This window comes from Streptomyces sp. NBC_01166 (genome assembly GCF_045039765.1).
In the GTDB taxonomy this organism is placed as follows: Bacteria; Actinomycetota; Actinomycetes; order Streptomycetales; family Streptomycetaceae; genus Streptomyces.
Genome location: NZ_CP108613.1, coordinates 231178 through 245143, shown reverse-complemented (window position 1 = coordinate 245143; position 13966 = coordinate 231178). Strand labels below are relative to the sequence as shown.

General features: G+C 69.2%; 14 protein-coding genes and 1 pseudogene. 8 read left to right on the top strand and 7 right to left on the bottom strand.

The window, feature by feature from the left end:
- Nucleotides 1-229: 229 nt before the first annotated feature.
- Nucleotides 230-379, bottom strand: a pseudogene (locus tag OG379_RS01245) (hypothetical protein); the annotation flags it as partial.
- Entirely contained in the window at nucleotides 357-1004 is a 648-nt protein-coding gene (locus tag OG379_RS01240) for a transposase family protein (protein ID WP_405658336.1), read from the bottom strand. The pseudogene OG379_RS01245 and the gene OG379_RS01240, both read right to left, overlap by 23 nt.
- 81 nt (nucleotides 1005-1085) lie before the next feature.
- On the opposite strand from OG379_RS01240, the gene OG379_RS01235 reads away from it, so the two are divergent.
- The 3 genes from OG379_RS01235 to OG379_RS01225 all read left to right on the top strand — a co-directional run bounded on the left by OG379_RS01235 (nucleotide 1086) and on the right by OG379_RS01225 (nucleotide 2598).
- Nucleotides 1086-1589: a hypothetical protein gene (locus OG379_RS01235; protein ID WP_405658334.1), complete on the top strand. Its 504-nt coding sequence runs from the start codon at nucleotides 1086-1088 to the stop codon at nucleotides 1587-1589.
- A gap of 283 nt (nucleotides 1590-1872) precedes the next feature.
- The gene (locus OG379_RS01230) at nucleotides 1873-2085 is read left to right on the top strand and encodes a hypothetical protein (RefSeq protein WP_405658332.1); all 213 of its coding nucleotides are present in this window, start codon (nucleotides 1873-1875) and stop codon (nucleotides 2083-2085) included.
- A 366-nt stretch (nucleotides 2086-2451) separates the two neighbouring features.
- The gene (locus OG379_RS01225; protein WP_405658329.1) at nucleotides 2452-2598 is read left to right on the top strand and encodes a hypothetical protein; all 147 of its coding nucleotides are present in this window, start codon (nucleotides 2452-2454) and stop codon (nucleotides 2596-2598) included.
- 32 nt (nucleotides 2599-2630) lie between these two features.
- Here OG379_RS01225 and OG379_RS01220 read toward each other — a convergent pair whose 3' ends face one another.
- Nucleotides 2631-3611 carry an NADPH:quinone reductase gene (locus OG379_RS01220; RefSeq protein WP_405658326.1) on the bottom strand — a complete coding sequence of 327 codons (981 nt, stop codon included), beginning with the start codon at nucleotides 3609-3611 and terminating at the stop codon, nucleotides 2631-2633.
- Between the two features lie 20 nt (nucleotides 3612-3631).
- The gene (locus tag OG379_RS01215) at nucleotides 3632-4210 is read right to left on the bottom strand and encodes a PadR family transcriptional regulator (protein ID WP_405658324.1); all 579 of its coding nucleotides are present in this window, start codon (nucleotides 4208-4210) and stop codon (nucleotides 3632-3634) included.
- Nucleotides 4211-4336: 126 nt separating this feature from the next.
- Between OG379_RS01215 and OG379_RS01210 the strand changes: the two genes are divergently transcribed.
- The 5 genes from OG379_RS01210 to OG379_RS01190 all read left to right on the top strand — a co-directional run bounded on the left by OG379_RS01210 (nucleotide 4337) and on the right by OG379_RS01190 (nucleotide 9301).
- On the top strand, nucleotides 4337-4729 hold the full coding sequence (locus tag OG379_RS01210) for an ester cyclase (RefSeq protein WP_405658322.1): 393 nt from the start codon (nucleotides 4337-4339) through the stop codon (nucleotides 4727-4729).
- Nucleotides 4730-5218: 489 nt separating this feature from the next.
- Nucleotides 5219-5455 carry a hypothetical protein gene (locus OG379_RS01205; protein WP_405658319.1) on the top strand — a complete coding sequence of 79 codons (237 nt, stop codon included), beginning with the start codon at nucleotides 5219-5221 and terminating at the stop codon, nucleotides 5453-5455.
- Between the two features lie 7 nt (nucleotides 5456-5462).
- Complete coding sequence (locus OG379_RS01200; RefSeq protein WP_405658316.1) at nucleotides 5463-6845, top strand: wax ester/triacylglycerol synthase domain-containing protein; 1383 nt, start codon at nucleotides 5463-5465, stop codon at nucleotides 6843-6845.
- A 369-nt stretch (nucleotides 6846-7214) separates the two neighbouring features.
- Nucleotides 7215-8132, top strand: coding sequence for an alpha/beta fold hydrolase (locus tag OG379_RS01195; protein ID WP_405658314.1), 918 nt, complete (start codon nucleotides 7215-7217; stop codon nucleotides 8130-8132).
- Between the two features lie 185 nt (nucleotides 8133-8317).
- Nucleotides 8318-9301 carry an SDR family oxidoreductase gene (locus OG379_RS01190; RefSeq protein ID WP_405658312.1) on the top strand — a complete coding sequence of 328 codons (984 nt, stop codon included), beginning with the start codon at nucleotides 8318-8320 and terminating at the stop codon, nucleotides 9299-9301.
- A 165-nt stretch (nucleotides 9302-9466) separates the two neighbouring features.
- Here the strand turns inward: OG379_RS01190 and OG379_RS01185 are convergent, their stop codons facing one another.
- The 3 genes from OG379_RS01185 to OG379_RS01175 all read right to left on the bottom strand — a co-directional run bounded on the left by OG379_RS01185 (nucleotide 9467) and on the right by OG379_RS01175 (nucleotide 13770).
- A complete protein-coding gene (locus OG379_RS01185; protein ID WP_405658310.1) occupies nucleotides 9467-10414 on the bottom strand; it encodes an SDR family NAD(P)-dependent oxidoreductase in 948 nt (315 codons plus the stop codon).
- A 1166-nt stretch (nucleotides 10415-11580) separates the two neighbouring features.
- Complete coding sequence (locus OG379_RS01180) at nucleotides 11581-12219, bottom strand: hypothetical protein (protein ID WP_405658308.1); 639 nt, start codon at nucleotides 12217-12219, stop codon at nucleotides 11581-11583.
- 597 nt (nucleotides 12220-12816) lie between these two features.
- Complete coding sequence (locus OG379_RS01175) at nucleotides 12817-13770, bottom strand: ISL3 family transposase (RefSeq protein ID WP_405658306.1); 954 nt, start codon at nucleotides 13768-13770, stop codon at nucleotides 12817-12819.
- Nucleotides 13771-13966: the final 196 nt, after the last annotated feature.

Here is a 13966-nt window from a genome sequence, read left to right as displayed (position 1 = left end):
CCCGATGGAACGGCGGCTGTGGTACGGCTTCCAGCAGCGCGTGGACCGTGGCGTGCCTGGCTCGAACACGGTTGGCGAACCGCTGACTCTGCCACGGCGAGTCCGGGGTCTCCTCGGGGGACTCCTCGGCCTTCTCTCCGACAGGCTCGGGGGCCAGGACGCGTAGGCACTGGCGGTGGCGGGCGACGGCTCGCTCGGCGGCCTCTCCGAGGTTGTTCCACAGATGCCCCCTGTCGGCGACCTGGACCGCTTGGGGCGCCCCGGCCGTGGCGCCCTCCGCGAAGAAGGGAGCTCGATCTCGGCAGACGACCTCGATGCCGGGCCGCTCGGCGAGCCACCTGGCCAGGCTGGATGCTTTACGGTGAGGTAGAAGGTCCACGGGTCGCCGGGTCTCGACGTCGACCAGACCGTGGCATAGACGCAGCCCTTTCGCGTGGCGTACTCGACGACGCCAACCACCTGTGAGGCCGGAGGTTTCGGCTCGGGCAGTGGGGCGACCAGCCGCAGCACGGTGCTGCGGCTGACGGGTACTCCGAGGACCAGGCCATCCGTGCACCGGCCCGACCTGCGAGCGCGAGGCCGACCGCGGCCAGCATCTGACGCAGGCACTCGCTCCGCCGCGTGTGCCGTCGGGTCAGCCCCAGCACCTGCTCGACGAACGTCAGCCGTCCGCGCGAAGCATTCGGGCAGAAGAACCGGCGGATGTGCAGACAGACGGCCACCCGCCGCCCCGCAGTAGGCACATCGGCTAGGAACCGCAGGTAGGAGCTGTGTACCCGGCTCGACCAACTCCCGCAGTCCGGACATTCCGAGCCGATCGTCGTCACGTGGACCTCGATGCGTATCGCCTCGTTGTTCACGTCTACCGACAGCACTGTTGTGTCTGGCCGTCGAAGGTGGGAGTACGGCCTTGGGGGCCCTCCGTACAGCCATTCACGGTAGGGCAGGTTCCGCTTACCGCCCCTCACAAGCGACCAGTTGAGAGAGCTGCCAGGCGGCGCCATAACCGCCCACAATAGGGTGACAGCGACGAGGACGCCCTGAGCCGACCCCGTGGAAGGCCAGGAACCAGGGGGGGAACGGGGATGGACGAGGACAACGCCGTCATACGGCGCACCAGGACAGTCCGGGTCACCGTGTCCGCGGGCATCACGGGTGCGACGGTGATCGGTCTCGGTGCGGGGGTGCTGCCCTGGTGGCAGGTGCTGGCACTCGCCCTGCCCGCGACCGGACTCGCGGGCTGGACCGGATCGCGGATCGGGCGCATCGACGGCATCCGCGCCGCCCGTCTGGAACCCGGGGAACGCGTGATCGGCACCTACGCGGTGCGGCCCCCGTACACCGAGCACACCCCGCCCTCGCCCCACGAGGGCCCGCAGTACCACCTTCGCGTCACCTCACGCGGCGTGGAGATGTGGGAACGCGCCGAGCTGCTTTGGAAGCACCCCTGGCCCGAGCTCCGGGTGATCGTCGACAGTTACCGCCTGCGCATTCACCACCTGGGGCAGGAAGCCGGAACGATGCTGCTGGAACAACCGGGCGCGGTCGCCGAGGTCCGACTGGCTGCCCAACGCCACGGCGTCGCCTGACCGCGAGGACACCTGCCCCGCACATCCGGAGCCGGCCGAATCAGGTGGTCGTCCGGGGGCATCGGGCGCCCGGGCGCCACTCCGACCTCGGGACTGGTGAGCTCGCATGTTGACGCGTCGCGTATTCCTCGGTGAGGGTCAGTCGTGGTGTCACAGTGCGTGTTCGCCGAGGGCACCATCGTTTGTCGGCAAGGCCCCGGTCGTCCGCTGCCTGTGCTCCGTTCCGTACCATCCGCTGGTGACATCCCGTCCTCCCTCCACGCCATGCCGCCGAGTCGCAGCCGTGCTCACCGTGACGGCCGCCGTCATTGCGTTCGGGGCGTGGGTGCTGTGGCCGGTCTACGACTCATCGTGCGTCGTCTACTCCGCGTCCTACATCCCCATGAACGCGCCGAAAGCCGAGGTCGACGCCGCTGGGCAGCGGGGCTACGACAAGGCCCTCGCCGACGGCGCGTGCGGTCCCAAGCGGGCGCGCTTCCACAACTGGACTCGGTGAGGTAGGTCCCGGCGTCAGCGTGCGTGGTCGCCGGGGGCCTCCGTCTATCGCATCTGACGCGAGAATTTCGCATCAGATGCGACTCGGAGGCGTCTTCGCAGTTCAATCGCTCGATGAAGTGAAAGGCGCAGGTGTCGGCCGAGGTGGCTGCCACCGCGATTCGGAGGCCGACGTCCCGGTGGGACAGCTTCCAGATGGCCCCAGGCGAACCTCCAGAATGGTGATCGCCTCATCGCATCCGACGCTATTGGCGTCGGCAGCAGTGGTTGGCGGTAGCGGCCCCTCCGGTTCGCCCGCCTGATCGCGAAGGGCGCCGACACCCTGAGACTCCACGGTCTGCCCGCCCGCGCAGCACGGAACACCGCCATGATGGACGCCCTGGTAGACCTGCCGCCCATGGTCATCGCGGACCTGATCGGAATCCACCCCAAGACAGCCGAACGCTGGGCCACCCTCGTCGGCGGGAACCGGTCCGAATACTTGGCAGCGCGACGGGCCGCCCCGCAGGGCTAGGCAGTTGAGCAGGGCAGTGTTCCGAGTCTGCGCTATTGGGGGATGGTGACCAGGATGCGGCCGTGGCCACCGCCAGCGTCGACGTGGTCGTGGGCCTTGGCGATGTCGTCCAGCGGGTAACAGCCGCCGACGGCGAAAGTAAGGGCGCCGACGGCGGCGGCGGAGGTGAGGTCGCGGGCGGCCTGGCGCTTGGCCTCGGCGGGGAAGTCGTCGCTGCCGAGCAGCCGCAGGGTGACGTTGTTGAACAGCATAGGCCAGAAGGGGATCTCGGTGCGGTCCGAGCTGGTGGCGTAGGCGGCAATGACGGCCCCCTGGGCGGCGACGGCGTTGTCGAGATCGGCGTTGTCGGACAGCGCGACCTCGATGATCCGGTCGACGCCCCGCGGCGCGTACGCGCGGATAGCAGCGGCGGGCTCGCCAGTGTCCAGGGCGATGGCGTGGGCGACCGCCGGGTCGACGCGGTCGAGGTCCGCGGTGCGGCGGACGGTGGCGATCACGGTGGCGCCGGCCCAGTGGGCGAGCTGGGCGGCCAGGGAGCCGACGCCGCCGAGAACTCCGTGGACCAGGACCAGTTGGCCGTCGACCGGGCCGTCGGCGAAGACGGTGCGGTGGGCGGTGATGCCGGGGATGCCGAGGCTCGCGCCCAGCTCGTCACTGAGGTGGTCGGGCAGGGGTGCGGCCTGGTGGTCGGGTACGACGGCGTACTGAGCGGCGGTGCCGAAGGGGCGGTAGGACTGGGCGCCGTATACCCAGACCCTTTGTCCGACGCGGTGGACGTCGACTCCGGCGCCCACCGCCTCGATGACTCCGGCGCCGTCGCTGTGCGGGATCACCCGCGGGAAGGGCATGGACGAGCCGAGCCAGCCGCGCCGTTTCTTGGTGTCGCCGGGGTTGACGCCCGAGAAGGTGACGCGGACGCGGACCTCGCCGGGACCGGGGGCGGGAGCGGGGAGTTCACCGACGTGCAGGACATCGGCGGCGGGTCCCTGGTCGTCGTACCAGGATGCAAGCATGGGGGTACCTCCGTGGACAGTCAGCTCGCGGGAGCGGCGGGCGCATGCGGATCGCTGTCGGTGCATCCGGTGTCGAATACGGGCGGTTCCTCCCCGAGGGTCTCGCGCAGCCAGGTCCGTTCGGCGCGACTGGTGGCGCGGGCGGTGAGCAGCAGGCCCCGCCGGTAGGGGTCGGCGACCTCCTCGGCACGCAGGGGCCGCTCGTTGTCGTAGAAGAAGCTCGCCGGTTCTTCCAGGAACTCCAGTCGTCTGCGCAGCACAGCGTGCCGGTCGGCCACGTCGGGCAGGTGGGAGAGGAATGCCAGGACGACGTAGAACCGGGTGAAGTCGGTGATCTCGTGGTCGACGGGCTTGCGCAGGCGCTGAAGCATTTCGGCCCGCCCGGCCGCGGTCAGGCTGAGCACGTACCGGGCCGCCCCCGCAGCCGGGTCGGCGCGCCGCTCGATCAAGCCCGCCCTGGTCAGGCGATTGATCGCCGGATACAGGCTGCCGTCACTGACCGGCCGCATATAGCCGGTCAGCTGTGACATGCGGCGGCGCAACTCGTGTCCGGGCAGGGGTCCCTCGGCGAGAAAGCCGAGTATCGCGAGTTCCAGCATGAGTCCATCTTCGCACGCGAACATCGAAACGATGTAAACATCGATTCGATGTTAGGCTCGCAGGTACCCGCCCAAACGTTTCTGGAGAGGCACAGCAAGATGCCATCGCAGCCCACCGAGTCAGTGATGAACCGTTTCGTCGAGTTCATCAACACGGGCAACGAGGCTCTCGTCCGCGAGGTCATTTCTCCGGACGCGGTGTTCCACGCGCCAAGCCACCCGGAACCACTGCGAGGGCCCGATGGGTACATGGAAGTCATCGGGATGATGCGCAGTGCCTTCCCCGACGTCCAGTGGACGCTGGAGGAGACGGTCGCCGAAGGCGACACCGTTGCCGCGCGGTTCACCATGCGGGGAACCCACGACGGTGAATTCTTCGGGATCCCGGCGAGCGGCAACAAGATCTCGGTGCAGGCCATGAACTTCTACTACCTGGCCGACGGCCGGATCGTCGGCGAACGGGGCCAGCCCGATCTCCTCGGGGTGATGCAGCAGATCGGTGCCGTGCCGGCGCCGTGAACCTCGTAGCGCCGGGTGAGCCTTCTGGCGCGCGGGATTGCCGCTGCCGGGAGGGGGCGTACGGCGCGGTGGCAGAGGGCGAAGGCTCGCACCGGAGCGCGGGCGTCCGTCGCGGGTTCACCGCAAGAGGCCGGTCTTCTTCTTGATCCGGCGTCTTCGCGCAGACAGCGCCCGTTGCGGCGAGAGCTTTACACCTTGTCACCGCTGACGTGACCGAGCCGGGTACGGAACTGCTCGCTCTACGGCGAATACTGCAACCTTCGAATACGGGACTCCCGCTGCTCTCGGGAAGTAGCTTCCTCCGGGCGCGAGCAGCTCGCACCGGTGCCGTGACCAGCCCGGTGAGCGCGTCGTTGGGACGATGAACGGTGCGCACGGCGACGGCACGATCAGGTGAGGAACGGGGGTTTTCGACGGTGCCGGAGGAGGACGCTGCGGCTGCTGCGCCGGTCGCATCAGCTGCATCGTCCGGTTGGCCTTACAGGGGTGATGCCCTCGGCCCTGACCGGTGCCGCGCTGAAGGTGTCGGTGCTCCCCGCGGACGCTTCCGGTCCTTTCACCGCCCTCGCAGCGGTTTACGGCCAGTGGATGCTCGCACCGGGCGTCCTCGTGGCGCTGATCGGCTGGCCCCGCGTCCGGCTGCGCTGCCACACCGTCGGCCAGGTGGCCGACGGCATGCTGATCGGCATGGTGGTCAGCGCACCCCTCTACACGCTCTTGAGGTGACAAAGACATGAGCCAGTTTCTGGATCCCAGCCCTGCCGATATCGTCATGATCAAGGCTGAACAGCTCGCGGAGCACCCGGACGCCAACGCCACGATCGGGGCGCTGCTGCACCTGACCGGCTCCGTGCCCGATCTCGCCGGCCTGCGCGAGCACGTCACCACGCGCCTTCATGAGCTGCCCTGCCTGACGCACATGCTGACCGGGGACGGGCCTGCCGCACGGTGGACGTCTGCCGTCCCGGACATGGCCCGGCACGTTCGCGCCCAGGTCATCGACGGCGGTCCGGCTGCTCTCGAGGCGGCGGTAGGCCTCCTCTTGGGTGAACCGTGGCCAAGAGGTGCCCCCGCCTGGTGCATGGTCCTGCTGCACGGTCACGTGCCCGACGGGTTCACGCTGCTGTATCTCACGCACCACGCCGTCCAGGACGGCGCCAACATCGTCACAGTGCTGGAAGCATTGTTCGGGTCCCGGTCACGGCCGGCAGAGTGCTCCGCGCTCACTCGAGATGTCTCCTCGACCGGGCGGCCCGCCCGGCGCCAGGCCGTGCGTAGCACTGTGCGCCTGCTGCGGCACGCGCGTCAGCACCGCCTGTGGCAATCCACCTCGTATCCGTTGTCCAGCCGCCGTCACACACTGTGGGTCCAGGCGCCCTCCGACAGCCTGCGTACCGCGGCCCGCACAGGCGCCGCCAGTACCAACGACGTCTACCTCACCGCTCTGGCTCACGCGATCACCCAGTGGGCCATTGATGGTTGGCCCCGCGCTGCCGGGGCGGCCCTGCCGGTGATGGTGCCCGTCAACCTGCGTACGCCCGAGGAAGTAGCGGCACCCGGCAACCGGCTGTTCCTGATGCGGATCGATTTGCCCGGCGGATCCATGACGGTGGACCAGCGACTGGCACGTACACGAGAGCGCACCCCGGTACTGAAGTCGGCCGCGCACAAGAAGGTGCTGCGAGCGGCACTCACACGCCTTCCCCGGCGTCTGCTCAAGTGTCTTGTGGACGTGAGCACAGTCCCAGGCCGGCTCACCGTCTGCGCCTCCTACGGCGTGGTGCGCCAGCGGCTGCACTACGGTGACGCGGCAGTGCACCGCCTTGATCCCATCATGTGCTGCCTGCCCGGTGTGCCCCTCGCCGTCATGGCAACGACCTACGGCGACACGACCAGCGTGTGCTTCCGCATCGACACCGCCCTCCCCGGTGCTGACAGCCTTCCCGAACGCTGGCGCCAAGCCCTGGCCGACTTGGCGGCAATGGCCCCGCACGCCGCACGTGACGATCCCCCACATCCCGGACGCCTACCGGCCGGGCGCATCTCGCCGGTCATGCGGGCGCTCGGCACCTGGCGGGCTCAACGCTCCACAGCGGCCGCTGCTCGGAGAAGCTGACCGCCGCCTGCCTCCACCGCGACCGCCAGCCGCGGTAGCGGCGCATTCGGTGTGCATTCGGTCTGCCATGCCGCAGCGTGGCCGGTCTTCCCCCGGGAGCCGTCACGAGGGCAAGGACGGTGTAGCTGTGCTTGCCGCCGCGGAGGCCGGTGCCGGGTCGTCCTGCCCATGGTGTCCGTGTCGCGGAACAGGTCTGGGCAGCCGGCCTGCTGGTCAGCCCGAAGACCGCATTCGACCTGCCAGGCGCGCCATTCGCGGTGGGGCGTCTGTCTACGCCATCCGCGTGACGCCACGCCCCCGAAATCGTTGCACTGGCAGCGAGGATGGCACGGTCGGTCCCGGCCGGCCCCGCAAGAGCAGGGGAACGTTTTGGCCTTCGAAGAGTTCGTGGTGTCCGGCTACGGCGGATTCAAGTCCGAAGGGCGCACGCTATGGCACGGCGACCCCGTGGCCGAGACGGTCGTGCTGATCGGCGGGGCACTCCAGCGCAAGACAGCATGGGGCCGATTCGAAGCGGTGCTGGCCGAAAGGTTTCACGTGTTCACCGTGGACCTGCCCGGGTGGGGTGAAGCGGACACGCTGCCTGCCTCGTACGACGTGGACTTCCTCGCGGCCGCCCTGCACGACCTGCTGGGGGCGGCCGGGCACCGGCGGGTGCACGTGCTCGGCGCTTCGTACGGTTCTGGCATCGCCTACCGCTATGCCCAGACGTATCCCCAGGCGGTGCTCAGCGTCACCCTGGCGGGACCGCTCCTGCGGGTCCCCGATGGGGTCCGGGAGGATCTGCGGCGCACCGTAAGCCTGTTGGAGGGCGAGCGGATGGAGGAATTCGCGGAATTGAGCGCCGGCATCGTCCTTCGTTCCGGGCCGGGCGCGCGAGTAGCCCGCCGGTCGGCGGTGCGCCGCATCCTGTATTCCCTCTTTCGCGACATCGATGATGCGGACGGGCAGAAGTACCGGAACAACACCCTGCGAGTGCTGCAACAAGCGCCGTCGCTACAGCCGCCGATCACCGCGCCCGTCCTCGTGGCCACAGGCGAGCACGACCTCTTCACGCCGCCGGACCTGTGCCGCGAGGTCGCTTCGACCTGTCCCGACGCCCGCTTCACGCTGGTGTATGACGCCGACCATGCGATGCATCTGGAGCTTCCGGACCAAGCCGCCGACCTGCTGACCCGCTTCGCGATCGGGGAGTCCCTCGATGGCCTCGCCTACTGCCACCCGGTGGAGTTTTCGGCCGCGCTGTCACCGGGCGCCGGGATGTACGCGGCGGACGGACGGCGATGACCGGTTCACCAAATCCGTAAGCCGCGCCATCGCTTCTTCCGCCGCCCGCTGCCGGCGTCAGCGCATACCTTCTCCCTCTGGCGGCACGTGAACCGGCCGAAGTCACCGACTCGGCCCTCGACACCCCAGCTGCGGGCGCCCCTCACAGTGCAGTCCCGTCCCCACTCAACAGCCCCGAGGCCTCCATGACTGCAGCCCGTCCCACCGTCCTCCTCACCGGCTCGACCGGCGTGATCGGGGCGAACCTACTCCCAGCACTGGCCGTCCGCCACCATGTCACTGCCCTCGTCCATCGCCGCCGGCCCGAAGGCGCCACCACTTTCGTGCAGGCCGACCTGACCGCCGATGGCCTGGGCTTGAGCACCAGCCAGCGCCGCGAACTGGCCGCCGGCATCGATGCCATCGTGCACTGCGGAGGTCTTACCGACTTTGCCCCGCGCGACCACACCGCCTTCGACAACGTCAACGCCGACGGCACCCGCCGGATCCTGGAGCTCGCAGAACACGCCCGCGTTCCCGTGGTGCTGCTCTCCTCCGCCTCCGCCGCCTTCGAGGTCCCCGGGGACGACCTCGCCGCCCGCTCCATGCGGGCGTACGGCCAGTCCAAGCGGCGAGCCGAGGAACTGGCCACGCACTGCAGCCAACCCGTCGCCATCGTGCGCACAGCCCTCCTGTTCGCCGCCCGCAGCGCCCCCACCGCACCTCGACACCAGTTCCCGCACGCCCTTTTCACCGCCCTGCTGCAGGCACGTCCCGGTGGTCTGCCCGTCCAGCCCGATCACTGGACCGACATCCTGCCGATGGAGACCCTCGTCGACTACGTCACCGCACTGACCGAAGCCCAGATCCGCGGCGACGCCACGGCCCCCGGCCTCCATTGGGTCACCGCCGGCCCCGCCCGGCTGACCGCAGCAGACCTGGAGCGAGCCTGCATCGACTTCCTCAAGGAAGCGGGCCGCCCGGCCCGAGGACCGCTGCTGGCCGATCCCACCGCGCCGCAGCCTCGCACGCACGGCATGGCCCGCGTAGCCCAACTCGGCTTCCTGCCGCCTGACCACCCGGACATGCCCACACACCTGAGGCGCCTTCTGCCCACCCAGGTGACCCGTACGGACGTACTCGAAGCCCTCTGTCACAACGTCCGGCGCTGCGCGCCGTGGGCATCATGACCCCACCCCTCGCACGTCGTACGTGCGCCCCGCCGTAACAGGCGCCGCATCAGGGACCGTCCCGCCCCTCGGGCCAATCACTTACACGGGACCATGAGGATCGGCGCTGCCCATGGCGAACAGCCTCCACAGCGTTCTTGGCTCCTCGCCGGCGGGGGCTCCGTCTCACCCAGCAGACTCGCCGGTGAGATCGAGCCGGGCAGGCTCGTCGGTGCGAGCTGCATCGGGCGAATGGGCCCCGGCGGGGGTGTGGAGGGCGAACAGGCGGGTCTTGATTTGGTCGCTGAGCCATAGAGGCGCCACGCATTGCAGGGCGGCACCCACGTGGGCGTCGACGCCGACGGTATACCTGCGCCGCGGGCGCGGAACGCCGAGAGCCCTGGCGATGGTGCGGGCCACCGGCTGCGGCCCGCCGGCCGACCCCTGGATGCGGGAGAAGAGGCTCGCGGTACGGTCGTGGACACCGGCGTCGGATCGGGCTGCGGTGAGGGTGGACAGGTCCCTCTGGGCCCGGTCCCAGAATGGGGTCGCGACGGTGCCCGGCTCGACGAGGACCACCTGCACGCCGTACCGGCGGGTTTCCATGCGCAAGCTGTGCGTAGCCGCGCTGAGCGCGTGCTTGCTGGCCGTGTACCAGCCGTTCATCGGCGCCGGGATCCGCGCAGAGGCAGAAGAGACGGTCACGATCCGCCCCCGTCCCCGCCTGACCATCGCGGGCAGCACCAACGTGCACATCCGCAGCGTTCCTACGACGTTGACCTCCAGCACCTCACGGATCCGGTCGTCCGATGGGTCGGTGATCGCCCCCGTCAGCGGGATGCCGGCATTGGCCACCAGCGCGTGGGGGCCACCGTCGGTGAGGGCGGCCGCTCTCTCGACGGCCTCCCGGCAGGACGCCGGGTCGGTGAGGTCCATGACCACCGCGTCCAGCGCCAGTCCATGGGACCGGGCGGTACAGACCAGCGCGTCGGCCTTGGCCCGGGAGCGGGCCGTCCCGATCGCGTGCCGGCCCTGGCTGGCCAGGAGCAGCGCTGTGGCCAGCCCGATCCCGCTGGTCGCACCCGTCACCAGCACGCTTGCCGGCCAAGCAGCGTTGCTCGTCTTCTCATTCACCATCTATTTCCCCCAGGGGTATGCCAGTATTGACCCGATATGAACCAAGCTCCCGAGTAGTCCCCGTCCCCGGCCCGGGGCGGCGGAGGGGCGGGCTTGGGAGCAACGACCATGCACCCGCCTGGGTCACGCACCGCCCGCCCAGGACGACTCGAAGGCGTCACGCCGCGCGTCGCGCTCTGGACGCCCGAATACCTGTACGCGGGTGGGGGAGGAGCGCTGTGAGGCGAGAACAGCACTGGCTTTTGTCGGACCTTTGAGCGCCCGCACGCGCCCGCGTTGAGCCCGCCGCCCACCGACATGCCGGAGGAAGCCGATGCGAACGAGCGGAGCAAGGCTGACGGCGCCGAGCTCACCGAAGACTCAGGCCACGCTGGGAGTGACCACCATCGGCGCCCCCAGCACTCCAGAGGGCGGCTGGCGTTTCCACTGCGACGGGACAGGGCGCGCCCACCGCTGGGGGAGTCGGCGACCGACCAACCCTGATGGACACAGCTGACCGGAGACCTCGCTCGTTCGGGGGAAGCGGGGGCTCGTGTCTTCGGCCACTACGGCTGCCCTGGTCAGCATCCTGCCCGGCTCGTGCGTACTGCCGATCCCCGCCCGCCTCCGGAGCGCCGCCGGACGCAGAAGCCAAGGTCCTGCGGGGCCGGCCTCCCCGCCTGTCCAATTACGGTCATGGACAACCAAATGGGCCGCCGACTCCGTCGGCGGCCCATTTGTGGGAGATCGAGCTCAGGGTTGCCCGCCCTTGCCTCTCTGGACAAAGAAGTAACCGACGAGGCAAATACAAGCGATGATCGCTAGTAGAGCCCATCCTCCAGCGTTTCCCGAAATGATCAAAAACGCCGAGAACAGCACGCCGACGACGGCGAAGAACGTGGCGAACTGCGCATACCGCTTCCCAGCCGCTCGCTGTTCCACTGACCATCCAACACGAGGCATGGTTTATTCCTTCCGAACGTTCGGGGCGGGGTGGTGGGAACGCCGCACCGCCCTCTTCCTCACCCAGCACATCCCCACCCCCTGACGCCCCAACCGCACCAGTGCGACGGGGCGTCACGCGAGGAGCGCGGCTCCTCAGGCCAGCCCGTTCCAAGCCTGAGCTGCGCAAACACGGGCTGATATGTCATGTACGGCGCACAACCGGGTACTGGCGGACATCATCAGGCGTCGATGATGCTGCGTGCCTTGGTAACGCGCTCTCGGGTGCGGGTGACGTCGACCTCGGTGTAGACGGTGTCGTGACGCACCAGTTCCTGGTAGGTGCGCACGGCTGATTCACCGATCCGTTCGACCACTTCGCGGACATCGGTGATCCCGTCGAGTGCACCGCCACCAACGTCCACCCCTAGGGCCTGAGACCCGAACTCCCGCACTAAGCCTGCACTGAGCAGGACGTAGCGGGATCGGGCGTCGGCGTTCAGGGCAATCCGTTCCTCGGCCAGGGGCGGGCTCGGGAATGTGAATTGGCTCGGGTCCGTGAGGCAGGAGTGCACGGCGGTGGGACGAGCGTTCGTGGGGTCCAGCCGGCCGTACACCTGGCAGGCCTGGAGCGCGCACAGCCAGGCCATCGAGACTTCGCCGGTCTTCACGCGGAGCTCAGCCAGGTTGTAGTAGACGGAGCCCAATACCGTTTGGTCCTGGTCGCTTTCTCCCGCCTGGGCGACCCTGACCGCATGGTGGTTGGCCTTCCCGTAGTGGCGCAGGGCAAGGGCCCACTGGCCGCGAGCGACCGCATCGTCGCCGAGTCGGATGGCGGCGGTGACCGTCCGTCGTTCGCCATTGAGTGATCGCCAGCGCATCGAACCCCCTCGTTGTGGCGTGGACCGCTCGGACGATGACCGCTCAACCCCGCGGGTCATACGGCGTGCCGCTGAGGTTATCCCCCGCATCGGGGTTGTGGCGAGGCCGCCGGACGGGATGAGGGGCCGCTGCGCCTTCGGTTTCCGCCCGGACACGGATCTTTCCCGCATCGTTCAGGAAGGTCGCAGGTCACAGCGCTTCCTGAGCTCACATCTGGTTGGGGGTGAGAACCTGTCTCGGCATCAGCGGGGGGAGCAGGCCTTCGTGGGGCCGGCGGTTAGCTTGGGGCGTGGTCCTGCGCGTGCCGTCAGGATGGGGGTTTCTGCTGGGGTGTTTGGCGCGGTGGGGGCCGGCGGCGGTGCGGGTGTCGGCATAGCTCCAGACGTCGGCGCGGGCACGGACGCGCTGGTAGCTGCCCTGGTAGCCGAGCGGCACGATCTCCTCCCATAGCTTCCAGGCGTTGGTGAATCCCTCGTTCCACCGGTCGTCCAGGTAGGGCTTGTAGTCATCGAGGGCCGAGGGCCGGTTGTGCCACTGGCCGGTGAACAGTTCCTCCTGGACCGCAGCGTCGGCGCACTGCTTGACTGCCCGTCAGGTCATGGCGAGCTGACGTTGGATCGAGCGGCGGCTGTGCCCGGCCTGCAGCAGCGCGTGGACGGCAGCGTGCCGGGCCCGGGTGTGGTCGGCGAACCGGTGCCCGGTCGGCCAGGGGAACCGGGCGGCTCCTCGTCCGGAGCGGGCTCCGGCTCGGGTCCGTGGGCGGCCGGGACAAGGGCGCGGAGGCAGCTGCGGTGCTGGGTGGCGGTCCGTTCGGCGGCTTCGCTCAGGTTGTGCCGCAGGTGCCACCGGTCGGCGACCTGCACGGCCTGCGGTGCGCCGGCGATGGCGCCTTCGGCGAAGAACGGTGCCCGGTCCCGGCAGATGACCTCAATGCCTGGCCCCTCGGTGAGCCAGGCCGCGAGGCTGGATGCCTCCCGGTCCGGCAGCAGGTCGATGGGGCGGCGGGTTTCGATGTCGACGAGGACGGTTCCGTAGTGTCGGCCCTTGCGGGTGGCGTACTCGTCGACACCGACCACACGCGGTGCGGCCACCTCGGGATTGAGCAGAGCGTCGACCAGCCGGAGCGCGGTACTGCGGCTGACGGACCCCCCGAGAACACGCGCGATGCGGGCCCCGGCCCGGCCCGCGAGGGCCAGACCGACCGTGGCCAGGGTGGAGCGCAGCCTCTCAGCCCGCTGACCGTGCCGGCGTGTCAGGCCGGGGATCTGCTCGACGAGAGTACGGCGAGCGCAGCCCCGGGTCCCGCAGGCGAACCGAAGGGCCCTCAACTGGAGAACAACGCTTCTTCCACCGCGCACATCAGCGGGAAACCACAGGTAGGAACCATGAATCTGGTTCGACCAGACCTCACAGACCGGGCACACGGCACCGTCCGCGATGCATTGCGCAGCAACACGCACTATCTCGATGTTGACGTCCACCGACAGCACCGCGATGTCCGCGACCGACGGGAACAACAACTCCTTCAGCCGGAGCGCAACCTCTTCCACGGCCCCGAACTGTCAGCCCGACCGCCTTGAGCATGCTCATCCGAAAGGGTGGCGCTGTGGCCCGGCCTGCTACGCCGCCAAGCGATCCATGAGAAGCCGCGACCAGCCCACCGTGGTTCGTCGGGTGGGGATGTAACGCAGGCGGAGCCAGCAAGGGCGCTAGCATCAGTCCGCCCGCTGAGATCCGATCGAGAAG